The following is a 22325-nucleotide window of genomic DNA, read 5'->3' on the forward strand; positions in this document are numbered from 1 at the left end:
CCCCACCCCGGCGGGGGAGCCGGGGGGCCCGGCGCGACGGGCGGCGGCGGGGGCGTGCTCCCGGCGGGCGCGGCCCACGTCGGCGTCTGCGGCACGTCGTCGTGCGGGCTCGTCATGCGAGCGCGGCTCCCTCGGCTGTCGTCGGACGGGCGGATGCTCGCAAGGGCCCACCTGGGCTCCCCGCGGAGCATTCATCGTGCCACGGTGGGTGGCGCGTCCGGCGCGCGACCGGGTGATCTGTGGCCCCCGTGTCGAGTCGTGGACCGAGGTGGCCCGGGTGCGGGGCTGTGCAGTGCGACAATGCCGCCATGAAGGGACGCGTGCTGGTGGTCGACGACGACACCGCCCTGGCCGAGATGATCGGCATCGTGCTGCGGTCGGAGGGGTTCGACCCCGTCTTCTGCGAGGACGGCGACGAGGCGATCGGCGTGTTCCGGGCCACCCAGCCTGACCTCGTGCTGCTCGACCTCATGCTGCCCGGCAAGGACGGGAACGAGGTGTGCCGGCAGATCCGGGCGGAGTCGGGTGTGCCGATCGTCATGCTCACTGCCAAGAGCGACACCGTCGACGTCGTCCTCGGTCTCGAGTCGGGCGCCGACGACTACATCTCGAAGCCGTTCAAGCCCAAGGAGCTGGTGGCTCGGGTGCGCGCGCGCCTGCGCCGCAGCGACGAGCCCGCGCCGGAGCACCTCACCATCGGCGACGTGACCATCGACGTCCCCGGCCACCGGGTGGCGCGCGCCGGGCGGCCGGTGTCCCTCACCCCGCTCGAGTTCGACCTGCTCGTCGCGCTCGCCCGCAAGCCCTGGCAGGTGTTCACCCGCGAGGTCCTCCTGGAGAAGGTCTGGGGCTATCGGCACGCCGCCGACACGCGCCTGGTGAACGTGCACGTGCAGCGTCTGCGCTCGAAGATCGAGAACGATCCCGAGCAGCCCGAGATCGTCGTCACTGTCCGTGGTGTCGGCTACAAGGCGGGCGTGGCCTCGACGTGAGTCGGTCGGGAGCACGCTCGTGCGGGTGAGCAGCACCTGGCGGCTGGTCCGGGCACGGTCACGGCGGCGGGTCCGCTCGTGGGCACGGGCGTGGCGGTCGTCGCTCCAGGTGCGGGTCATCACCTCGACTCTCGCGATCGGGCTGGTCGCGCTCCTGCTGGTGGGCGCGTACGTCAGCGGCCGGATGGCCGACGGCCTGTTCCAGGCCCGGCTCGACCAGGTGCTCCAGGAGAGCGCGCGGTCCACCCAGCAGGCGCAGGCGACGCTCGACGCGTCGACCGCGACGTCGGGCACGGACGTGCAGCGCCTGCTGCGGGACGTCGCCCTGGCGCAGCGCACCGGTGGTTCCGACCGCCGCGAGGTGTTCCTCCTGCGCGCACCGGGCCAGAAGGGCGGCACGGTCGCCGTCACGGGCGCGTACTCCAACCAGGACCTGGTCCCGCTGGTCAGCCCCGAGCTGCGCCTCGCGACGGCGGGGGGCGGGCAGCACTGGCAGTCCGTGGCCATCCCGCTGGACACCGGGGGCGTCTCGCCCGGGCTCATGGTCGGCCAGGACGTGACGGTGCCCGTCGACGGCACGTACCAGCTGTTCTTCCTCTACAGCCTGCAGTCGGAGCAGGACCGGCTCGACTTCCTGCAGCGCACCCTGGGACTCGCGGCAGTGGCTCTCGTCGTGCTGCTGGGCAGCATGACGTGGCTGGTCACGCGGCAGACGGTGCGACCGGTGCGGCGGGCAGCGGAGGTGGCCGAGCGTCTGGCGGACGGCCACCTGTCGGAGCGCATGCCCGAGAAGGGCGAGGACGAGATGGCGACGCTCGCGCGCTCGTTCAACGAGATGGCCGACAGCCTCCAGGACCAGATCCACCGCATGGAGGAGCTGTCCACCCTCCAGCGGCGGTTCGTCTCCGACGTCTCGCACGAGCTGCGGACGCCGTTGACCACCATCCGGATGGCCGGCGAGGTCATCCACGCGTCGCGCGAGGACTTCGACCCGGCCGCGAAGCGGTCCGCGGAGCTCCTGCAGACCCAGCTCGACCGGTTCGAGGACCTGCTCGCCGACCTGCTGGAGATCAGCCGGTTCGACGCCGGCGCGGCCGTGCTGGACGCGGAGAGCCGCGACGTGCGGGACGTGGTCGTTCAGGCGGTCGACCACGCCTCCCCGCTCGCGGAGCGACGCGGCGCCTGGCTGCACGTCGTGGTCCCGGAGGAGCGCTGCGTCGCGGACATCGACCCTCGTCGGGTCGAGCGCATCCTGCGCAACCTGCTGGTCAACGCGGTCGAGCACGCCGAAGGCAGCACGGTCGAGGTCACCGTGGGGGCCGACGCCCACTCCGTGGCCGTCACCGTCCGCGACCGCGGTGTCGGCATGACGCCCGACGAGGCGGTCCACGTGTTCGACCGCTTCTGGCGCGCCGACCCCGCGCGGGCGCGCACGACGGGCGGCACGGGGCTCGGCCTGGCGATCTCGCTGGAGGACGCCCACCTGCACGGGGGATGGCTCGAGGCCTGGGGCCGGCCCGGTCGCGGGGCCAGCTTCCGGCTGACGCTGCCGCGGCGCGCGGGCATCCGGCTCGCCGGGTCGCCCCTCCCGCTCACGCCGGACGAGTCGCCGATCACCGAGGCGCTGCGCATCCCCGTGGTGCGCCCGCACACCGACCCCGCCGCGCTGCCGGACATGGCATCGGACGAGCTCGACACGCCCGAGCGGCAGGAGGTCCGATGAGCGCGTCCCGCGTCCGTCGAGGCGCCCTCGCCGCCCTCACCGTGGCGGTGCTCGCCGCCTGCTCGGCCATCCCGACCTCGGGGCCCGTGCAGGAGAGCGACACCGAGGTCACCGAGCCGGCGGACATCGACGTGCTCGCCGAGGGCCCGCAGCCGGGGGACACGCCGACCGAGATCGTCGACGGCTTCCTGGCCGCCGGCGCCGCCGGGTTCAGCGACCAGTTCGTGACGGCTCGGGAGTACCTCGCGGGGGAGGCGAAGGCGACCTGGAAGCCGTTGGCGGGCGTGACCGTCGCCGGCCCGTGGCAGTACGAGCCGACCAGCGTCGACACCGAGGTCACCATCGACGTGCCGGTCAAGGCCCGCGTCGACGAGGGCGGCCGCTACGCCGAGGCCGCCCCCGAGGGCGGCGAGTCGGTGACGTTCGAGATGGTGCAGGACGACAAGGACCAGTGGCGGATCGCGCTCCCGCCCGACGGGCTGATCCTCCAGCAGGAGGACTTCGCGCGGAGCTACCGGCCCGCCTCGCTGTACTTCCTCTCGCCCGACGACGCCTTCCTCGTCCCCGAGTCGCGGTGGTTCCCGTGGAAGAACCTGCCGACGTCGATCATGACGGAGCTGCTCTCCGGACCGTCGCCGTGGCTGCAGGACGCGGTCGACACCGCGGTGCCGGACGGGGTGGAGCTCAACCCGCAGTCCGTCACCATCGACGACGACGGCGTGGCGCACGTGAGCCTCGCTCCGGCGCTCGCGGTCACCCGCGCCGACCGTGACCTCCTGCTGGCACAGATCGACGCGAGCCTGCTGCCGGTCAAGGGCATCGGCTCCGTCCAGGTCGACGCGGGTGGCGTGCTGCTCGAGCCGGGCACCAAGACCCTCCAACGCGGGAACCCGCCGTCCAGCAACGTCGAGTTCCTCCGGGACGACAAGATCGTCGCGCTCGTCGACGGCGACGCCACGCCCGTGCCGGACCTCGGCTCGCTCGCGGGGCTCGACGCCCGGAGCCCGGCGCGCAACGAGGACGCCTCGGTCCGCGTGATGCTCTCCGGCGCGACGGCGCTGACCACCGTGCCCACGGGCACGACCCCTGCTCGCGAGCTCTTCACCGGCACGGGCCTCGTCGCGCCCTCCGTCGACCGGTTCGGCTGGGCCTGGACCGCCGACTCCGGCGGCCTCGTCGCCGTGCCCACCGACGGGGACCCTGTCCGTGTGGCCGGGGACTGGCTCGCCGGCCGGACGGTGCGAGCCGTGCGGGTGGCCCGCGACGGGGTCCGGATCGTCATCGTCTCGTCGGGAGCCGACGAGGTGAAGGTCGACGTCGCCGCGATCACGCGCGACGAGTCCGGCTCGCCTCAGCAGGTGGGCATCCCGCAGCGGGCGGGCGCCTCGCTCGTCGACGCCAGCTCCGTCGCCTGGGCGGACGAGTCGACGCTCGCGGTGATCGGGCGGTCGACCGGCAACACGGCCGTGCACCTCGTGCCGGTCGCCGGACCGACGACGACGCTGCCGGACGTGCCCAAGCTCGCGGCGCTCGCGGCGGGGAGCGGGATCTACGTGACGACGACGGACGGCGAGCTGCGGCGGTTCGTCCAGCCGACGTGGGCGCAGGTGCTCGGCGTGGACGGCGCGTCCGACCCGTTCTTCTCCGGCTGACCGGGCCGCCAACAGCCCCGCGCCTCCACACTCGGCACACGACGCCCGCGGCGGGTCAGCCACGCTCGGTACATGACGGTGCTCCGGGAGCTGCTCGGCCTGCTGCTGCCCGTGGAGTGCGCGGGCTGCGGGGCCCAGGACGTCGCGTGGTGCGGCCGCTGCGCGGCGCGGCTCGCCGGCGGTCCGTGGCGGTGCGAGGACCGGGCGGCGCGCCTCGACCGGCTCGACGGCTCCGAGGCGCTGCCCGTGTGGACGCTGGCCGACTGCACCGGCGACGTCCGGCGGGGGATCGTCGCCTGGAAGGACCGCGGCCGGCTCGACCTCACGCCCGCGTTCGCCGGGGCGGCCGGTCGCGCGGGTGGCCACATCGCGCCGCTGCTGGCGGTCGGGTCGGTACTCGTCGTGCCCGCGCCGTCCACCGCCGCCGCCCGCCGGCGACGGGGTGCCGACCTCGTGGGCGCGCTCGCCGTCGCGGTCGCCGACGGGCTGGCCGGCGCCGGCCTGCTCGCGGTACCGGCACCCGTGCTGGTCCGCCGCGGCGGGCGGGACCAGGTGGGCCTCGGGGCCCGGGCCCGGTCGCGCAACCTCGCGGGGCACGTCCKCGTGGCGCYGTCGCAGGCGTCCCGGCTGCCGGGCCGTGCGACGGTCGTCGTCGACGACGTCCTGACCACCGGTGCGACGCTCGCGGCGGCCCGCGGGGCGCTCGAGGCCGCGGGTGCTCGGGTCGTCGGGGCCTTCACGCTGGCGTCGACGCCCGGCCCGGCCGCCGCGACGCGGCTGCCGCCGGGTCGGGTCGTGTCCACAGGGTGATCCGCGCACGGTGCGGCTGGTTCGCCGGGGGCCGCGGGGTTAGCGTGGGGGCCTGAGCCACGGCGCCGCACGGACTCGACCCGAGGGGGTCGTCCGGGCAGGGCCGCGGGAGGAGGTGACGCCGCCCGACTGCCCAACGGGCAGCCCATCGCTAGTCACCTGGGCGGGTACGGCCCGCCCCTGACCTCGCAGGAGGCTCACATGGAGATCGTGGTTGCCGGCCGGCACACCGAGGTGCTTCCGAAGTACAGGACGCACGTCGAGCAGAAGCTCGCGAAAGTCGAGCAGCTGGCCCCCCGCGCGCAGCGGATCGATGTCGTCGTGTCGCACGAGACCAACCCCCGCCAGGCGGGCAGCAGTGAGCGCGTCGAGCTCACGGTCGTCGACCGAGGACCCGTGATCCGCGCCGAGGCGTGCGCAGACGACCGGTACGCGGCGCTCGACCTGGCCCTCGGGAAGCTTCTCGAGCGGCTGCGTCGCACGCGTGACCGGCGCAAGGACCACCGCAACCACACTCCGATCGCCCCTGTCGACGTCCGTCCGCCCGAGCCGGAGCCCCAGGCCTCCGCGCCGGTCGACCCGGACGCCGCCGTCGAGACCACGCTCGGCGACTCGCCCGTGGTCATCCGGGAGAAGGTCCACCAGGCCCAGCCGATGACGGTCGACGACGCCCTCTACGAGATGGAGCTCGTCGGGCACGACTTCTTCCTCTTCATCGACGCGGAGACCGCGCAGCCGTCGGTCGCGTACCGCCGGCGCGGCTGGAGCTACGGGATCATCAAGCTCGACACGCCGGTCGCCGTCGCGGCCGCGGTCGGCGGCTGACCCACCCGGCCCACGACGCCCGCCCGGTCCCCGCGACCGGGCGGGCGTCGCCGTGTCGGTGGCGCACGGCAGGATGGGCGCGTGCAGCCCGAGCGTCTGTCCCTCTCGCAGGCCCGTCGCATCACCCTGCGCGCGCAGGGCCTCGACCGCTCCCGCCCGCAGCGTCCGGCGGCGCCGACCATGCGGCAGTTCCAGCAGGTCGTCGACCGGCTGGGTGTGCTGCAGATCGACTCGGTCAACGTGCTGGCCCGCGCGCACCTGATGCCGACGTTCTCCCGGATCGGTGCGTACGACCCCGCACTGCTCGACCGGGCGTCCGGCCGGGCACCGCGGCGACTCGTGGAGACGTGGGCGCACATGGCGTCGTTCGTGCCCCCCGAGACCTACCGGCTGCTCGGCTGGAGGCAGCGGGCCTACCTGGACGAGGCGTGGGGCGGGATCGCGGAGGTTCCCCTCAAGCACTCGCCCGTGCTCGGCGAGGTCCGGACGATCATCGCCGAGCGTGGCCCGATCACGGCTCGCGAGGTGCAGGCGGACTTCGAGGCCGAGCACCCGACCACGCGCGGGGAGTGGGGCTGGAACTGGTCGGTCGCCAAGCGCGTGCTGGAATTCCTGTTCTTCACGGGGGAGATCACCTCCGCGGGCCGCAACGGTGCGTTCGAGCGCCGGTACGACCTGACGTCGCGCGTCCTGCCGCCGGACGTGCTGGCCGCCCCGGAGCCGTCGGACGAGGACGCGGTCCGGGCGCTCACGGAGATCGGCGCCCGCGCCCATGGCATCGGCACCCTGCGCAGCATCGCCGACTACTTCCGCATCAAGGAGACCCGGGTCCTGTCGGCGATCGCCGACCTGGTCGAGGACGGCGTCCTGCACGAGGTGACGGTCGACGGCTGGAACCAGGGCACCGTGTGGCGGCACCGCGACGCGGACCTGCCGCGCCGGGCGACCGGGAGCGCGCTGCTCAACCCGTTCGACCCGCTGGTGTTCGAGCGCCGCCGCCTCGAGGCGCTGTTCGGCCTGCGCTACCGCATCGAGATCTACGTGCCCGAGCCGCAACGGGTGTGGGGCTACTACGTGCTGCCGTTCCTGCTGGGGGAGACGCTGCCGGCGCTCGTCGACCTCAAGGCCGACCGGCAGGCCGGCGTCCTGCGCGTCCACGCGGCCCACCGTGCCCTGAGGTCCACCCTGTCCGACGCCGACGTGGTCGAGCCCCTGGCCGTGGAGCTGCACGCGCTCGCGGGGTGGCTCKGCCTGAGCGACATCGTCGTGGGCGACCGCGACGGGGGGCTGCGGGGCGACCTCGCAGTCGACCTGGCGCGCGCGGTGCGGTTCGTCGCGTGACGCACGAGACCCGACCGCGCGACTTCGCGCTGGTCGCGCTCGGCGGTGTGCTCTGGGGCACGGGCGGGCTCGCGGGGGCCGCGCTCGCGGACGTCGCGGGCCTTCCGCCTCTGACCGTCGCCGCGTACCGCCTGCTGGGCGGTGGGGGAGTGCTGCTGCTCGGCCTGGCGGCGGCGGGCGGACTGCGCGGGCTGGCCCGGACGCGCCCGGTGGTCCTCCTCGTCGTCGAGACCGCGCTGCTCGCCGCCGTCTACCAGGCCGCGTACTTCGCGGCGGTGCAGCGGGCCGGCGTGGCCGTGGCGACTCTCGTGGCGCTCGGCGCGGCGCCCCTGCTCGTGGCCGTGGGCACCGCCGTCGCCGAGCGTCGGCTCCCGTCGCCCCGCACCCTCGTGGCCCTCTGTCTCGCGCTGGCCGGGCTCGTGCTCCTCGTGGGCCCGTCCGACGCCGCGGGACCGGGGACCGCCGCGGGTGCGCTGCTCGCGCTCGTCGCGGCCGCCGCGTTCGCGACGATCACCGGGCTGAACCGCCGGAGCGTGCCCGGGCTGGCTCCGCTGCCGCTGACGGCGACGGCGTTCACGCTCGGCGGAATCGTGCTCCTGCCGGTGGCTGCCTTGGCCGGACCCGGGCTCGCCGTCCCCGGTGATGCGCAGGGCTGGGCGCTCCTGGCCTACCTGGCCGTGGTGCCCACCGCCGCGGCGTACAGCGCCTACTTCACCGGCCTGCGGCGCGTCCCGGCCACCACCGCGGCCCTGCTCGCCCTGCTCGAACCGCTCACGGCCACGGTCGGCGCGGTCCTCCTGCTCGACGAGCGCCTMGGCGTGACCGGCGTGGTCGGCGCGGTGCTGCTGGGCGGCGCGGTGGTCGTTCTTCGCCCGCGCCGCGCAGGCTCGCCTACGATGGACGCGCCCGGCCGTGCGGCCGGGCACCTCAGCCGCTCCGACGCCGCGCGCGCCCGGAGCGCGAACACGTCGGGAGTAGTGCGTGCCAGCGATCCTCGAGAAGGTCCTGCGCCTCGGTGAAGGCCGGATCGTCAAGAAGCTGTCGGGCATCGCCCAGCAGGTCAACGCCCTGGAGGACAGCTTCGTCGCGCTGTCGGACGCCGAGCTGCGCGAGGAGACGGACCGCTTCCGCGCCCGCCTCGCCGACGGCGAGACGCTCGACGACCTCCTCGCGGAGGCGTTCGCCACGGTGCGCGAGGCCGCCCGCCGGACCCTCGGTCAGCGGCACTTCGACGTCCAGCTCATGGGCGGCGCGGCGCTGCACCTCGGCAACATCGCCGAGATGAAGACCGGTGAGGGCAAGACGCTCGTCGCGACGGCGCCGGCGTACCTGAACGCGCTGAGCGGCAAGGGCGTCCACGTCGTCACCGTCAACGACTACCTGGCCAGCTACCAGGCCGAGCTGATGGGCCGCGTCTACCGGTTCCTCGGCCTGACCAGCGGCGTCATCCTGTCGCGGCAGGAGCCGTCCGAGCGGCGCAAGCAGTACGCGTGCGACATCACCTACGGCACGAACAACGAGTTCGGGTTCGACTACCTGCGCGACAACATGGCGTGGAGCACCGACGAGCTGGTGCAGCGCGGCCACAACTTCGCGATCGTCGACGAGGTGGACTCGATCCTCATCGACGAGGCCCGCACCCCGCTGATCATCTCGGGCCCGGCGTCCGGCGACACCAACCGGTGGTACGCCGAGTTCGCCAAGGTCGTCCGCCGGCTGCAGCCCGAGCGGGACTACGAGGTCGACGAGAAGAAGCGGACCGTCGGCGTCCTCGAGCCGGGGATCGAGCGGGTCGAGGACTACCTCGGCATCGACAACCTCTACGAGTCCCTCAACACGCCGCTCATCGGGTTCCTCAACAACGCGATCAAGGCCCAGGAGCTGTTCAAGCGCGACAAGGACTACGTCGTGATGAACGGCGAGGTGCTGATCGTCGACGAGCACACCGGCCGCATCCTGCCGGGCCGCCGCTACAACGAGGGCATGCACCAGGCGATCGAGGCGAAGGAGGGCGTCGCCATCAAGGCGGAGAACCAGACGCTCGCCACGATCACCCTGCAGAACTACTTCCGGCTCTACGGCAAGCTCGCCGGCATGACCGGTACGGCCGAGACCGAGGCCGCCGAGTTCCAGGGCACGTACAACCTGGGGGTCGTGCCCATCCCGACCAACCGCACGATGCAGCGCATCGACCAGCGGGACTTCGTCTACAAGAGCGAGGACGGCAAGTTCGATGCCGTCGTCGCCGACATCGTCGAGCGGCACGCGCAGGGCCAGCCGGTCCTGGTGGGCACGACGAGCGTCGAGAAGAGCGAGCTGCTCTCCTCCAAGCTGAAGAAGCAGGGCGTCCCGCACGAGGTGCTCAACGCCAAGCAGCACGCGCGTGAGGCGTCCATCGTCGCGCAGGCGGGCCGCAAGGGTGCCGTGACCGTCGCGACGAACATGGCCGGTCGAGGCACCGACATCATGCTCGGCGGCAACGCCGAGTTCATGGCGGTCGAGGACCTGTCGGCCCGTGGCCTGGACCCCGCGGAGAACGCGGAGGAGTACGAGGCTGCATGGCCGCTCGCGCTCGAGAAGGCCAAGGAGTCCGTGGCCGCCGAGCACGACGAGGTCGTCGAGCTGGGCGGGCTGTACGTGCTGGGCACCGAGCGGCACGAGTCGCGCCGCATCGACAACCAGCTGCGGGGCCGTTCCGGCCGCCAGGGCGACCCGGGGGAGTCCCGGTTCTACCTGTCGATGCAGGACGACCTCATGCGCCTGTTCAACTCGGGTCTGGCCGAGTCGATGATGACGCGCGCGGGCTTCCCCGAGGACATGCCGCTCGAGTCCAAGATCGTCACGCGCGGCATCCAGTCGGCGCAGTCGCAGGTCGAGGCGCGCAACTTCGAGATCCGCAAGAACGTCCTGAAGTACGACGACGTCATGTCCCGCCAGCGCGTGGTGATCTACGAGCAGCGCCGCCGGGTGCTCGAGGGCGAGGACCTGCACGAGCAGGTCAAGCACTTCCGCAACGACGTCCTGTCCGCCTACATCACGGGCGCCACCGCGGAGGGCCGGCCGGAGGACTGGGACCTCGATGCGCTCTGGACGGCGCTGCGGGCCGTGTACCCGGTCTCCATCACGCCCGACGAGGTGCTCGAGCAGGCCGGCGGCCCGACGCGCCTCTCGGCGGAGCTGATCGAGCGCGAGATCCTCTCCGACGCGACGCACGCGTACGCCGAGCGCGAGGAGCAGATCGGCTCGGAGAACATGCGCCAGCTCGAGCGGCGCGTGACCCTGTCGGTCCTCGACCGCAAGTGGCGCGAGCACCTCTACGAGATGGACTACCTCAAGGAGGGCATCGGTCTGCGGGCGATGGCTCAGCGCGACCCGCTGGTGGAGTACCAGCGCGAGGGCTACCAGCTGTTCAACGCGATGACCGATGCCATCAAGGAGGAGACGGTCGGCTTCCTCTACAACCTGGAGGTGCAGGTCGCCGAGCCCGAGGCGCCCCCGGTGACGGCGGACTCGGCGGTCCAGGCGGCGGCCAGCGCCGGGGCGCAGGCGGCGCTCGCCCGGTCGGTCTCCGACGGTCCGACGCCGGGCAAGCTCGTGGCCAAGGGCATCGACGGGCCGACGGAGCGCGCTCCGTTGCAGTACTCGGCCCCGTCGGTCGACGGCGACGGTGGCGTGATCACGCGCGCGGACGCAGGCGGCAAGAGCGCCGGCGCACGGCCCGCGGTCGCAGCCGGCGACGACGGCTCGGCCAACCGCGAGGCGCGCCGAAAGGCCGCCAAGCAGCAGCGCAAGCGCTGACCCGCACGACGGAAGCCCGCCCCGGTCTCGGGGCGGGCTTCCGCGCGTCGGGCCTCAGCCGATCTCGAGGGCGGTGGCGCGCCACGCCCCGCGGTGCCCCTCGAGCCGGACGGCGACGGCCCTGACCCGCGTTCCGTCGTCGGCCACCACGCTCGCCTCGAGCACGTGCGACCCGACGCGGCAGGCGCGCGCACGACGGATCACGGGCGGTCGTCCGATCGCGGCGCCCCCGAGCACCCGGTGCGTCAGGCCGGCCCGTACCTGGAGCGAGTCGAGCACGCCGGGTGTCAGCCACCGGGCCAGCTGGGCGGCGGACCGGCGGCCGGCCAGCACCTCGAGCGCGGCGAGCGCGATGGTGCGGGCGACCACGGCCGGGTCGCCGTCCGGCAGCGCCCMCGGCTCGTCGTCGTCGATCTCCGCCATGGGCGACCGGTCGCTGGCGCGCAGGACGGCGATGCGCGCCGACGCGGTCACGGGCACGGCGTGCACGGGCCCGGCAGCCTCCTCGATCGCCGGGGGCGACAGCGCCGGCACGAGCCGCGCCTGGGGTCGGCGCCTCGGGGCCGGCCCGCCCGCGTGCTGCGTCGCCCGGACGCGCGCGAACGCCTCCTCCGTGGCGGTGCCGGTGCGGGCGAGCACGAGCGCGCTCACGAGGACGCCTCGGCGACCGTCGCCGGCACGACGAGGACCTGGCCGGGACGGATGACGTCGGGGTCCGCGCCGATGGTCGAGGCGTTCGCGCGGTACCACCGTGGCCACGCCGCAGCGATCTCCGCGTCCGGCGCGCCGGGTGGCAGGTGTCTCGCGGCGATGGCCCAGAGGCTGTCCCCGGGTGCGACCACGACGTTCGCCGACGGCACCGACGGCACCGACGGCACCGACGCACCGGCGGCGGCGTCGGCGACCCGGTCGACCGGCGTCGTCGGGTGCTCGGAGGGGACGGGTGGGGCGGGAGGCGGCGCGACCGGGAGCTCGGACGCGACGGTCGACCGCTCGGCGCGAGCGGGCGACGGCTCGGGGCCCGGGGTCGTCGCCACCCAGCCGAGGTCGTCGACCGTGGCGCTCGCGGAGACGGACGGCGTCGGCGCGGGCGTGGCCGCAGACGCCCCGCTGGCCAGGCCCAGCCCGACGCTCGCGCCGACGGCCACGACGAGCGCCTTGCGCACGACCGCGGGCGCCCACCGCTGCACCAGCCGCTCACCGGACCGCCAGCGCGCGCCCGCCGCCCGGGCGACGACGCACACGGCGGTGACCAGCGCGGACAGGGCGAGCCAGGAGGCGACGAGGGCGCCGGCCGTCGTCACCGCCGCCTCGACCGCCACGTCGACGCGCCACGCGCCGCGATGCAGCGCCAGGAGGGTCGAGAGCCGGTCGACCGACGCGGCGGCCAGCGCGACCGAGAGGGCCGCGCCCACGAGCAGCGCACCGAGGGCCGAGCCCGGCCGCCGGCGGACCGCCGTGGTGGTGTCGTCCATCCGCATGATGACCTCGGATCGTGTTGTTTGATGCAGTTTGATGATGACTGAGTGCGATAGATGTACCTGAATGTCCGATGTCGTGTCCAGTGGTGTCCGCGATCCGGCCTGTGCGAAGGGCGCCGGGGCCGGGGATTGCGCTGTGCTGTCCGCGCGCGCACTGGTGGTGCGACTCGACCAGTGGGCGCGCCGCGATGTGCGCTCGCTGTGCTTCATCTGTGCGAAAGGTCTGGCGCGTCCTCGTCGGGCGCGAGTAGCGTCCCGATCGATCATCCTGTTCACACCTTTTGTCCCGACTTGCGGCTGCCGGCGCAGCCCAGCCGCTGCCGGTCAGCGCGCCGTCCCGCGGCGTCGCACGGGTTGGGGTTGTCGGCGGGTGGGGGCCCGTGGCGAGCCGCTGGAGGCGGACGCATGGTCAGGTCAACGAAGACTTCGCGAAGGGCTGCGTTCGTCGGCGTGCTCTCAGCAGCGGCGCTCGCGTGGAGTGCGTTGCCAGCAGCTGCCGGCAACGTCGAGGTGACGCCGTACACGACCAGCAACGACTGGACGTACAGCGACTGCGGGTACCCGGTGTCTGCGCACGAGGAGATCACGGGTGTTCAGAAGGTGCGGGAGGGCAAGAAGAACAAGGAGTCGTTCTACTTCGTCACGGACACGTTCTCCTACCGGCAGGTCCACACCCGCGTGGACACGGGCCAGACGTTCGTCGTCCGAGGCGACGCCAGGGTCAAGGACGTGCAGGCAACCCGGGTCGAGGGCAATGTGTTCACGTCGACCCTCGTGGTCAAGGACAACCCTCGTGTCGTCGAGAGCTCGACGGGCACAGTGGTCTTGAGGGACCGGGGCACCATCCGGTACGAGGCCCTGTGGGACACGGGCGGGGACACCGATCCGGGCAAGCAGTTCCTCGAGCTGATCAGCATGACGGTGCACGGCCAGCACCCGAGCCTGGACGAAGACTTCTGCAAGGCCGCAGGTGACCTCGTCGGTACCGGCTCGGCGGACCGGATGACGTACAGGCCGGTCGGCTCGACAGGGTCGGCGTCGGGGTACATGGAGTACCTGCCGACGGACTACGCCGCTGCGTCGAAGTCGCCGCTGCTGGTCTTCCTGCACGGCTACGGAGAGAGTGGCAGCGGCTCGGCCGAGGACCTCCCCCTGCTTGCCGGCACGGCGATCCCCAGGTTCATCGCGAACGACGGCTGGCCGGCCGATCGGCCGTTCGTCGTCCTGGCGCCGCAGCACACGATCACAGACGGCCCTGCCTACGCCGTCTGCCCGGAGTACCGGACCGGCTCGTGCATCATGCAGATCCAGCACGACCTGGGCAACTTGCCCGAGTCCTCGCCCTGCATGACACCGCAGGAAGTGGATGCATTCGTGACCTACGCGATCGCCGCGTACGACGTCGACCCGGCCCGGGTGTACCTGACGGGTCTCAGCTGCGGCGCGTACGGCCTGTGGGAGTACCTCTCGGAGCACGGCAACGAGAAGGTCGCCGCCGCTGTGCCGATCGCCGGCGACGGGCGACCCGCGCTGGGCACCGTCGGATGCGGCCTGGCGCAGGTGCCGCTGTGGGCGTTCGCCGGGGACGCTGACGAGGTCGTCGACCCCGCCGGCAGCATCGACACCGTGGCGGCCATCAACGCCTGCCCGCCGCCCGCGGCGTCGGCACAGGTGACGATCTACCCGGGTGTCGATCACGACTCGTGGACGCAGACCTACGCGATCGGTGCCACCCACGACATCTACTCGTGGATGCTCGGTCACACGCACACCTAGTCGTGAACACGGCACGAGGGGGTGCCCAACGCGCGGCTGGCCCCCTCGTGACGTTGTGGCCGACGCACGCCGGCACAGCTGTCGTGCAGCTCCACAGGGGACGGGGCTCGCGAGAGCCGAGCGAACCCCTACGGTGCAGGMATGCGGTGGKAGCAGCTGTTCGCGGACATGGAGGCCCAGCTCGCGGCGGGTCGGCTCGCCGACGTGCGGGCGGACGTCGCCGAGCTCGCGCGAGCGGAACGCGCATCCGTCGAGCTCGCCGCGCGGGCGCGCTCGTCGGTCGGCCGCTCTGTGCGCATCCAGGTGGGCAGCGCCGACGCGGTGGTGGGCGAGCTCGTCGCGGCAGCGCCCGAGTGGCTCCTGGTGGCCACCTCGCCCGTGCGCCGGGCGCTCGTGCCGATGCGGGCGGTCGTGGCCGTCGACGGGCTCGTCGCGCACGCCGCCCCGCCCCCCGGCGCGGTCGAGGCGCGGCTCGGGCTCGGTCACGCCCTGCGCGCGCTCGCGCGGGACCGGGCGGTCGTCCGCGTCGACGCCGGGGGCGTCGAGATGGCAGGCCGGATCGAGCGGGTGGGGGCCGACCACCTCGACCTCACCGACGCCGGCCGGGACGGTCGCGGAGGCTGGGCGGTGGCGTTCGGCGCGCTGCGGGTGGTGCGGTCGGACGGGTGAGGTCAGTCCGAGCCGGCGTCCTCGACCGTGGCGCCGTCGCTGCTGATCCGGGCGCGCGTCTGCTCGTACATCCGCTGGATGTACTTCTCCAGCTCGGTGGACTCGACGCGCCACTGCAGGCGCCCGCCGATCTGGATGGCAGGCAGCTCGCCGGAGCGGACGAGCGCGTACGCCTGCGGTGCGGAGATGTTGAGCACCTCGGTGACGTCAGCGAGCGTGAGGAACCTCGACGGCATGACCGCAGTGTGGCACGCACTGGCGCTCGGACCGGTTTGTCCACAATGCTCCGTGCGCGGCGTGCCGCGCACGGCAAGATGACCGCCTACGGGGCACGGCGAACCAGGAGAGTCGATGGACACGAGCGTGATCGATCTGCCCGCGCCGGTGGCCGCACGCCTGCGCCGTCCGGGCTGGCGCGACCCGCGCCTGCTGGCAGGGATCGCGATGGTGGCCGCGTCCGTGCTGCTGGGTTCGTGGGCGGTGCGCACGGCGCAGGCCACCGTACCGGTCTACGTGACCCGCGCGGCTCTGGTGCCGGGGGACCGGGTGACCGTCGACGAGCTCGCGGTGGTCGACGTGCGGCTGGGGACCGTGAACCTGGACCACTATCTGCGGGCGGACGAGCCGGTCGCCACGGACGGTGTGGTCGTGCGCGCCGTCGGCCGCGGCGAGCTGGTGCCGGCCTCCGCGGTGGGCTCGGCGGCCGACCTGGACCTGCGGCCGGTGTCGATCACCCTGACGCGCGCGCCGTCGCGCGACGTCGCGCCCGGCGCTCTGGTGGACGTGTGGTTCACCCCGCCGGCCCCGGACGGCGACGCCTCGCCGGGGGATCCGCGGCAGCTGGCGGGCGGGCTCACCGTCGCGGAGGTGACGACTCCGTCGGGGGCCTTCCGCGCCTCCGGCGGCAGCTCGGTGCAGGTCCTGGTGCCGACGGACGTCCTGCCCAGCATCCTCACCGCGCTCGCGGCCGACGGCGCGGTCGACGTGGTGCCCGTGCCCGGGACGGGTGGCTGACGTGACCGTCGGGGTGCTGTGCGCGGTACAGGGCTCGGCCGAGTCGATCATCGTCCAGGCCGTGGAGCAGACCGGCGGTCGGGCGAGCGTCACCCGACGGTGTGCGGACCTCACGGAGCTCCTCGCCGCGGCGGAGGCCGGGCTGGGCAGGCTCGCCGTGGTCTCCGGCGACCTGGAGCTGCTGGACCGCGAGGCGATCGACCTGCTGCACCGCGCCGGGGTCCGGGTGGTCGGCATCGGCGACGCCGCGCGCCCCTGGCTCGGCGAGCGGCTCACCGCGCTGGGCGCCGACCTCGTGGCGGTCGCCCCGCAGGACGAGGCCGCGGCCGGCTCGGTGGTCCGGGATGCCCTCGCCATCCTCGGCAGCGCGCGCGACGACGAGGCCCCGCAGCCCGCACACCCCGAGGAGATCACCGTCCGGCGGCCCAGCCAGGGCCTGGTCGTCGCCGTCTGGGGACCCACGGGTGCGCCGGGCCGGACCACCGTCGCGGTGAACGTCGCCGCGGAGCTCGCCGCGGCCGGTCGCCGGACCCTCCTGGTCGACGCGGACACCTACGGGGGATGCGTGGCGCAGGTGCTCGGCATGCTGGACGAGGCCCCCGGGCTCGCGGCCGCGGCCCGCGCGGCGGCGCAGGGCACGCTCGACCTGACGACCCTGGCGCGGTTGACCCCGTCGGTCGCGCCCGACCTGCGGGTGCTGTCCGGGATCTCGCGAGCGGACCGGTGGCCGGAGCTGCCCTCGTCGTCGCTCGACGCCGTGTGGTCGGTGGCCCGCGGGCTCGCGGCGTGGACGGTGGTCGACTGCGGCTTCTGCCTGGAGCAGGACGAGGTGCTCAGCTACGACACCCGGGCGCCGCGCCGCAACGCGGCCACCCTCAGCGCGCTCGAGGCGGCCGACGTCGTCCTGGTGGTGGGCTCGGGTGACCCCGTGGGCATCCAGCGGCTGGTCCGCGGTCTCGGTGAGCTCACCGATCTCGGGCTCGGGGCCACGCGCGTGGTGCTGGTGAACCGGGTCCGCGCCTCCGTGGCGGGCCCGCACCCGGGGGACGCCGTCGCGCGGGCCCTGGCGCGGTACGCCGGCGTCACGGACGCGCACCTGGTGCCCGAGGACCGGGCGGCCGTCGACACCGCCCTGCTCGAGGCGAAGACCCTGCGCGAGGCCGCGCCGGGCTCGCCCGTGCGGCGGGCGCTCGCGGGGGTCGCCGCGCGCGTCGATGCCGTCCGCGTCGGTGCGCCTGAGCTCGAGCCGGTCACCGTCGCGCGCGCCTGACCTCCCGGGTGCCCCGGTGGGCGGCACACTGGCCTGGTGCGCATCTACCTCCCGGCCTCCCTCGACCAGCTCGACCCCGCAGCGGGACCGTTCACGGCGCGCCGCGCGCACGCCGTGACACCGGCGCTGCGCGCCCTGTTCCCCGACGAGGACGACGAGGGCCTCGAGTTCGCCGCGCAGCTCGCGGCCGCCGACGACTCGCTCGAGCTCCTGGCGACGCGCCCGGACGTCCCGCAGCTGCGCCTGGTGGTCTCGGTCGACGTCCCCGACGCGGCGATCCAGCCGGTCACCGACGACGAGGACGTGCCCAGCGCCGTCGAGCTGGTGAGCGCCGTGGAGCAGGCGGACGTGATCTGTGCGCACGTCGACGAGCCCGGCGCAGCACCCGACGTCGTGCTCGCGGCCGGGGGAGACGAGGCGGCCGTCGACCGTCTCGACGAGCGCGACCTGCTCTGGTACGACGCCTCGGAGCTGGGCAGCATCCCCCGCTGAGGGCGGCGCGCCGTGGCCTTGGTCACGAACGCCCCTCCTGGGGGGAGCCAGTTGGACCCCGCCCCGGCGCTCGGGTAGTGTTCACCGCCGGTACGACGTCCGGATGCGCGTGTGTCCGCCCCGCCAGGCGGTTCACGAGCTCCGGGCGTTATACCCCCATGGGGTATGGTGTAATTGGCAGCACGACTGATTCTGGTTCAGTTAGTCTAGGTTCGAGTCCTGGTACCCCAGCGCGAGCACCGCTGGTCCGACCTCCTCGGAGGATCGGGTAGAGTGTTCACTCGCAAGCGAGGCCCACGGGTCGCGCAGCGTATAGGCCCCCGTTGTGTAGCGGCCTAGCACGCCGCCCTCTCACGGCGGTAGCGCCGGTTCGAATCCGGTCGGGGGTACGTAGGAGAAGGCCCGGTCACCACGGTGACCGGGCCTTCTGCGTTCCTCGGGACCGGGCGACCGGACGTCAGTGCTGGCCGGGCGGACCGTGCGAGGACGTCGGCAGCAGGGCGACGACGATCGCGCCGATGACGGCCGCGAGCGCGCCGACGAACACGCCGGTCAGCACGGCGTCGATGGCGCCGCCGCCCCCCAGGAGCGCCAGGACGGCGCCGACCACGAGCCCGGCGACGAACCCGATGACCGCCACCCGGTTGCGCAGCCGGCGTCGGCTGGCCGCGGCACCCCGCACGGCCATCAGTCGGCCGTTCGGCGCAGCACCTCGGTCAGCCGGTTGGCCGCCGAGACGACGGCGGCGGCGTGCAGCCGGCCGGGCTGCCGGGAGAGGCGCTCGAGCGGGCCGGAGACGGACACCGCCGCGACGATCCGACCCGACGGCCCGCGCACGGGCGCGGAGACGGAGGCGACGCCGACCTCGCGCTCGGACACGGACTGCGCCCAGCCGCGGCGACGGACGCCGGACAGGATCGTGGCCGTGAACTTGGCGCCCTGCAGGCCCCGGTGGAGCCGGTCGGGCTCCTCCCAGGCGAGCAGGATCTGCGCCGCGGAGCCCGCGTGCATGGTGAGCGTGGCGCCCACGGGGATCGAGTCGCGCAGGCCGATGGGCCGCTCGGCTGCGGCCACGCAGATGCGCTGGTCGCCCTGGCGTCGGTAGAGCTGCGCGCTCTCGCCGGTGTGGTCGCGCAGCGCGGCCAGCACGGGCCCGGCGGCGGCGAGCAGGCGGTCCTCGCCGGCGGCCGTCGCGAGCTCGGAGAGGCGCGGTCCGAGCACGAACCGTCCCTGCATGTCGCGCGCCACCAGGCGGTGGTGCTCGAGCGCCACGGCCAGCCGGTGGGCCGTGGGGCGAGCAAGGTGGGTGGCGGTGACGAGCTGGGCGAGGGTGGCCGGCCCGGCCTCGAGAGCGCTGAGAACGGATGCGGCCTTGTCCAGCACGCCGACTCCGCTAGAGTTGTCCATAGGTCGATATTGGCGTCTCGAAGGCTGAGATGCAAGTACGACGGCAGGCGAGCCGGGAAAACCACACTCCCGGCCGACAGGAATGAACGAGAGAACGGACCGAGAACATGGCCGGCACGTTGGCGGAGAAGGTCTGGGACGCGCACGTCGTGCGACGTGGCACGGACGGCGCGCCCGACCTCCTCTACATCGACCTCCACCTCGTGCACGAGGTGACGAGCCCGCAGGCGTTCGAGGGCCTGCGGCTCGCGGGTCGCCCGGTCCGCCGCCCGGACCTCACGCTCGCGACCGAGGACCACAACACCCCCACGCTCGACATCGACCGGCCCATCGCCGACGAGACGAGCCGGACGCAGATCCAGACCCTGCGCAACAACGCCGCGGAGTTCGGCGTGCGGATCCACTCCCTGGGCGACGCCGATCAGGGCATCGTCCACCAGGTGGGCCCGCAGCTGGGCCTCACGCAGCCCGGCCTCACCGTGGTCTGCGGCGACTCGCACACGTCCACGCACGGCGCGTTCGGTGCCCTCGCGTTCGGTATCGGCACCAGCGAGGTCGAGCACGTGCTGGCCACGCAGACCCTGCCGCTGGCGCCGTTCAAGACCATGGCGATCACGGTCGACGGCGCGCTGCCGCCCGGCGCCACCAGCAAGGACATCATCCTGGCGATCATCGCGAAGATCGGCACCGGCGGCGGTCAGGGCTACGTGCTCGAGTACCGCGGCGAGGCGATCCGCGCGCTGTCGATGGAAGCCCGCATGACGGTCTGCAACATGTCGATCGAGGCCGGCGCGCGCGCGGGCATGATCGCGCCCGACCAGACCACGTTCGACTACCTCAAGGGCCGCCCGCACGCGCCGGAGGGCGCCGACTGGGACGCCGCCGTCGAGTACTGGAGCACGCTCAAGACCGACGACGACGCCGAGTTCGACGTCGAGGTCGTGCTCCGCGCCGAGGACCTCGAGCCGTTCGTCACCTGGGGCACCAACCCGGGCCAGGGCCTGCCGCTGTCGGGCTCCGTGCCGGTGCCCGAGGAGATCGCGGACGCCAACGAGCGCGTCGCTGCCGAGCGCGCCATCGAGTACATGGGCCTGACGCCCGGCCAGCCGCTGCGCGAGATCAAGGTCGACACGGTCTTCATCGGCTCGTGCACCAACGGCCGCATCGAGGACCTGCGCTCGGTGGCCAAGGTCGTCCGCGGCAAGCACAAGTCCGACGACGTCCGAGTCCTCGTGGTGCCGGCGTCGGCCCGCGTGCGGCTGCAGGCGGAGGCGGAGGGGCTGGACAAGATCTTCCTCGACTTCGGTGCCGAGTGGCGCAACGCCGGCTGCTCGATGTGTCTGGGCATGAACCCCGACCAGCTCGCGCCGGGGGAGCGCTCGGCGTCGACGTCGAACCGGAACTTCGAGGGCCGGCAGGGCAAGGGTGGCCGCACGCACCTCGTGTCGCCGCTCGTCGCCGCCGCGACGGCCATCCGCGGCACGCTCTCGTCGTACGCCGACCTCGACACGGGCGCCCCGACGCCCGACGGCAGCCCCCTCACCGACCTCCAGACGGTCTGACCGGGGAAACTCGGGAACCGAGAAAGAGACACAGCCATGGAGAAGTTCAGCCAGCACACCGGCGTCGGCGTCCCGCTGCGGCGCAGCAACGTCGACACGGACCAGATCATCCCGGCCGTCTACCTCAAGCGGGTGACGCGCACCGGGTTCGAGGACGCGCTGTTCGCCGCGTGGCGGGGCGACCCGACGTTCGTCCTCAACCAGGACGCCTACAAGGCCGGGTCCGTGCTCGTCGCCGGCCCCGACTTCGGCACCGGCTCGTCCCGCGAGCACGCCGTCTGGGCGCTCAAGGACTACGGCTTCAAGGTCGTCATCTCGAACCGCTTCGCGGACATCTTCCGCGGCAACTCCGGCAAGCAGGGGCTGCTCGCCGCGCAGGCGGCGCAGGAGGACATCGAGCTCATCTGGAAGATCCTCGAGACGCGCCCCGGCACCGCGGTCACCGTCGACCTCGAGTCCAAGACGATCACGTGCGACGACGTCGTGGTGCCGTTCCAGGTGGACGACTACACCCGGTGGCGGCTGATGGAAGGTCTCGACGACATCGGGCTCACGCTCGAGCACGCCGACGAGATCTCGGACTTCGAGGCCCGCCGCGAGCCCTGGCGCCCGGCCACCCTGCCCGCGAAGCACCTGCCCTCCGTGGAGATCGTCGCTGCCCGGCCGGCCGGTGTGCCGGTCGAGATCGGCCAGAAGCCCCGCTGAGTCGTGGCATCGCCCCGGCGGGTCGCTCTCGTGAGTGACCCGCCGGGCGTCCGCGGTCGATAGCGTGGCCCCGGGCCACGACGCGGACCGCGTCGGCCGAGGGAGGACGACATGCCGGGCAAGTCGCAGATCGCTGACCGGATCGCCGCTCGAGGCGCGTCGAAGGGCGCCGCGCTCGCCGCCGTCGACGCGGTGCTCGACGAGATCACCGCGGCGCTGGTCGCCGGTGAGCGGGTCACGCTCACCGGGTTCGGCACCTTCGAGGCGGCGGGTCGCGCCGCGCGCACGGGCCGCAACCCTCGTACGGGCGAGTCCCTCGAGGTCGCGGCGACCACGGTCGCGCGCTTCCACCCCGGCGCGACCCTGCGCGCGCGGGTGGCTGCGGGCGAGGCGTCGACGCTCGGCACGGTCGCCGACCTGGGCTCGCTGCAGGACCTGGCCGCGGTCGCCGCGCCGTCGGGGACCGCCGCGGTCGCGCCGGCGTCCACGCCCGGCGTCACGGCTGCCACGGTGACGGCCACGTCGATCCCCACCGCGAAGGCGAAGGCTGCTGCGCCCAAGGCCAAGGCGAAGGCGAAGGCCGAGGCGAAGAAGGCCGACGTCAAGAAGCGGGCCGACGCGAAGAAGAAGGCGGACGCGAAGAAGCGGGCCGACGCCAAGAAGGCGGACGCCAAGAAGGCCGACGCGAAGAAGGCCAAGAAGAGGTCCGGCAAGGACCACGCCAAGAAGAAGTAATCCGCGGGCACGACCGTGTGAAGGTTCGGCGCCGACCTCGGCGCGCCGCCGCTCGGACGGTCGGGACCATCCC

Annotated in this window: 21 protein-coding genes and 2 tRNA genes; 18 read left to right on the forward strand and 5 right to left on the reverse strand. The window is 73.6% G+C overall.

What is annotated here, in order from left to right; genetic code table 11:
• The first annotated feature begins 308 nt into the window (after nucleotides 1-308).
• The 8 genes from mtrA to secA all read left to right on the forward strand — a co-directional run bounded on the left by mtrA (nucleotide 309) and on the right by secA (nucleotide 11141).
• Nucleotides 309-992 (forward strand): MtrAB system response regulator MtrA, encoded by a 684-nt coding sequence (mtrA, locus tag AC1DQC_RS16835; protein WP_055912929.1) that lies wholly within the window; start codon nucleotides 309-311, stop codon nucleotides 990-992.
• A gap of 19 nt (nucleotides 993-1011) precedes the next feature.
• A complete protein-coding gene (mtrB, locus tag AC1DQC_RS16840; RefSeq protein WP_477052386.1) occupies nucleotides 1012-2715 on the forward strand; it encodes an MtrAB system histidine kinase MtrB in 1704 nt (567 codons plus the stop codon).
• Nucleotides 2712-4367: an LpqB family beta-propeller domain-containing protein gene (locus AC1DQC_RS16845; protein WP_477052387.1), complete on the forward strand. Its 1656-nt coding sequence runs from the start codon at nucleotides 2712-2714 to the stop codon at nucleotides 4365-4367. The genes mtrB and AC1DQC_RS16845 overlap by 4 nt, the downstream gene beginning before the upstream one ends.
• Nucleotides 4368-4439: 72 nt before the next feature.
• Nucleotides 4440-5177: a ComF family protein gene (locus tag AC1DQC_RS16850; protein WP_477052388.1), complete on the forward strand. Its 738-nt coding sequence runs from the start codon at nucleotides 4440-4442 to the stop codon at nucleotides 5175-5177.
• A gap of 201 nt (nucleotides 5178-5378) precedes the next feature.
• Nucleotides 5379-6002 (forward strand): ribosome hibernation-promoting factor, HPF/YfiA family, encoded by a 624-nt coding sequence (gene hpf, locus AC1DQC_RS16855; protein WP_477052389.1) that lies wholly within the window; start codon nucleotides 5379-5381, stop codon nucleotides 6000-6002.
• 81 nt (nucleotides 6003-6083) lie between these two features.
• Complete coding sequence (locus tag AC1DQC_RS16860; RefSeq protein WP_477052390.1) at nucleotides 6084-7343, forward strand: winged helix-turn-helix domain-containing protein; 1260 nt, start codon at nucleotides 6084-6086, stop codon at nucleotides 7341-7343.
• Nucleotides 7340-8362 (forward strand): DMT family transporter, encoded by a 1023-nt coding sequence (locus tag AC1DQC_RS16865; protein ID WP_477052391.1) that lies wholly within the window; start codon nucleotides 7340-7342, stop codon nucleotides 8360-8362. The genes AC1DQC_RS16860 and AC1DQC_RS16865 overlap by 4 nt, the downstream gene beginning before the upstream one ends.
• Nucleotides 8325-11141, forward strand: a complete 2817-nt coding sequence (secA, locus tag AC1DQC_RS16870; RefSeq protein ID WP_477052392.1) for a preprotein translocase subunit SecA — start codon at nucleotides 8325-8327, stop codon at nucleotides 11139-11141. The genes AC1DQC_RS16865 and secA overlap by 38 nt, the downstream gene beginning before the upstream one ends.
• 54 nt (nucleotides 11142-11195) lie before the next feature.
• On the opposite strand, the gene AC1DQC_RS16875 is transcribed toward secA, so the two are convergent.
• Both AC1DQC_RS16875 and AC1DQC_RS16880 read right to left on the reverse strand, forming a co-directional pair.
• Nucleotides 11196-11792 carry an Rv3235 family protein gene (locus AC1DQC_RS16875; RefSeq protein ID WP_477052393.1) on the reverse strand — a complete coding sequence of 199 codons (597 nt, stop codon included), beginning with the start codon at nucleotides 11790-11792 and terminating at the stop codon, nucleotides 11196-11198.
• On the reverse strand, nucleotides 11789-12616 hold the full coding sequence (locus AC1DQC_RS16880; RefSeq protein WP_477052394.1) for a LysM peptidoglycan-binding domain-containing protein: 828 nt from the start codon (nucleotides 12614-12616) through the stop codon (nucleotides 11789-11791). Before AC1DQC_RS16880 ends, AC1DQC_RS16875 begins: the two co-directional genes overlap by 4 nt.
• Nucleotides 12617-13105: 489 nt before the next feature.
• On the opposite strand from AC1DQC_RS16880, the gene AC1DQC_RS16885 reads away from it, so the two are divergent.
• Nucleotides 13106-14398, forward strand: a complete 1293-nt coding sequence (locus AC1DQC_RS16885; protein WP_477052395.1) for a carboxylesterase family protein — start codon at nucleotides 13106-13108, stop codon at nucleotides 14396-14398.
• 141 nt (nucleotides 14399-14539) lie between these two features.
• The gene (locus tag AC1DQC_RS16890) at nucleotides 14540-15067 is read left to right on the forward strand and encodes a hypothetical protein (protein WP_477052396.1); all 528 of its coding nucleotides are present in this window, start codon (nucleotides 14540-14542) and stop codon (nucleotides 15065-15067) included.
• Between the two features lie 2 nt (nucleotides 15068-15069).
• Here AC1DQC_RS16890 and AC1DQC_RS16895 read toward each other — a convergent pair whose 3' ends face one another.
• Complete coding sequence (locus tag AC1DQC_RS16895) at nucleotides 15070-15303, reverse strand: helix-turn-helix domain-containing protein (RefSeq protein WP_477052397.1); 234 nt, start codon at nucleotides 15301-15303, stop codon at nucleotides 15070-15072.
• A gap of 115 nt (nucleotides 15304-15418) precedes the next feature.
• On the opposite strand from AC1DQC_RS16895, the gene AC1DQC_RS16900 reads away from it, so the two are divergent.
• From AC1DQC_RS16900 to AC1DQC_RS16920, 5 genes are all read left to right on the forward strand, one after another.
• Nucleotides 15419-16081: a CpaB family protein gene (locus AC1DQC_RS16900; protein ID WP_477052398.1), complete on the forward strand. Its 663-nt coding sequence runs from the start codon at nucleotides 15419-15421 to the stop codon at nucleotides 16079-16081.
• Nucleotide 16082: 1 nt separating this feature from the next.
• Nucleotides 16083-17351 (forward strand): CpaE/TadZ family protein, encoded by a 1269-nt coding sequence (locus AC1DQC_RS16905; RefSeq protein WP_477052399.1) that lies wholly within the window; start codon nucleotides 16083-16085, stop codon nucleotides 17349-17351.
• Nucleotides 17352-17387: 36 nt separating this feature from the next.
• Complete coding sequence (locus tag AC1DQC_RS16910) at nucleotides 17388-17843, forward strand: DUF6912 family protein (protein ID WP_477052400.1); 456 nt, start codon at nucleotides 17388-17390, stop codon at nucleotides 17841-17843.
• 159 nt (nucleotides 17844-18002) lie between these two features.
• A tRNA-Gln gene (locus tag AC1DQC_RS16915) sits at nucleotides 18003-18074 on the forward strand.
• Between the two features lie 85 nt (nucleotides 18075-18159).
• A tRNA-Glu gene (locus AC1DQC_RS16920) sits at nucleotides 18160-18232 on the forward strand.
• A 68-nt stretch (nucleotides 18233-18300) separates the two neighbouring features.
• Here AC1DQC_RS16920 and AC1DQC_RS16925 read toward each other — a convergent pair.
• Complete coding sequence (locus AC1DQC_RS16925) at nucleotides 18301-18531, reverse strand: hypothetical protein (protein ID WP_477052401.1); 231 nt, start codon at nucleotides 18529-18531, stop codon at nucleotides 18301-18303.
• The gene (locus tag AC1DQC_RS16930) at nucleotides 18531-19250 is read right to left on the reverse strand and encodes an IclR family transcriptional regulator (protein ID WP_028046824.1); all 720 of its coding nucleotides are present in this window, start codon (nucleotides 19248-19250) and stop codon (nucleotides 18531-18533) included. Before AC1DQC_RS16930 ends, AC1DQC_RS16925 begins: the two co-directional genes overlap by 1 nt.
• Nucleotides 19251-19357: 107 nt before the next feature.
• Between AC1DQC_RS16930 and leuC the strand changes: the two genes are divergently transcribed.
• From leuC to AC1DQC_RS16945, 3 genes are all read left to right on the forward strand, one after another.
• On the forward strand, nucleotides 19358-20812 hold the full coding sequence (gene leuC / locus AC1DQC_RS16935) for a 3-isopropylmalate dehydratase large subunit (RefSeq protein WP_477052402.1): 1455 nt from the start codon (nucleotides 19358-19360) through the stop codon (nucleotides 20810-20812).
• A 36-nt stretch (nucleotides 20813-20848) separates the two neighbouring features.
• Nucleotides 20849-21517 (forward strand): 3-isopropylmalate dehydratase small subunit, encoded by a 669-nt coding sequence (gene leuD / locus AC1DQC_RS16940; protein ID WP_477052403.1) that lies wholly within the window; start codon nucleotides 20849-20851, stop codon nucleotides 21515-21517.
• Between the two features lie 111 nt (nucleotides 21518-21628).
• On the forward strand, nucleotides 21629-22252 hold the full coding sequence (locus tag AC1DQC_RS16945; protein WP_477052404.1) for an HU family DNA-binding protein: 624 nt from the start codon (nucleotides 21629-21631) through the stop codon (nucleotides 22250-22252).
• Nucleotides 22253-22325 lie beyond the last annotated feature (73 nt).

This window comes from Cellulomonas sp. P4_H12, from assembly GCF_056400905.1.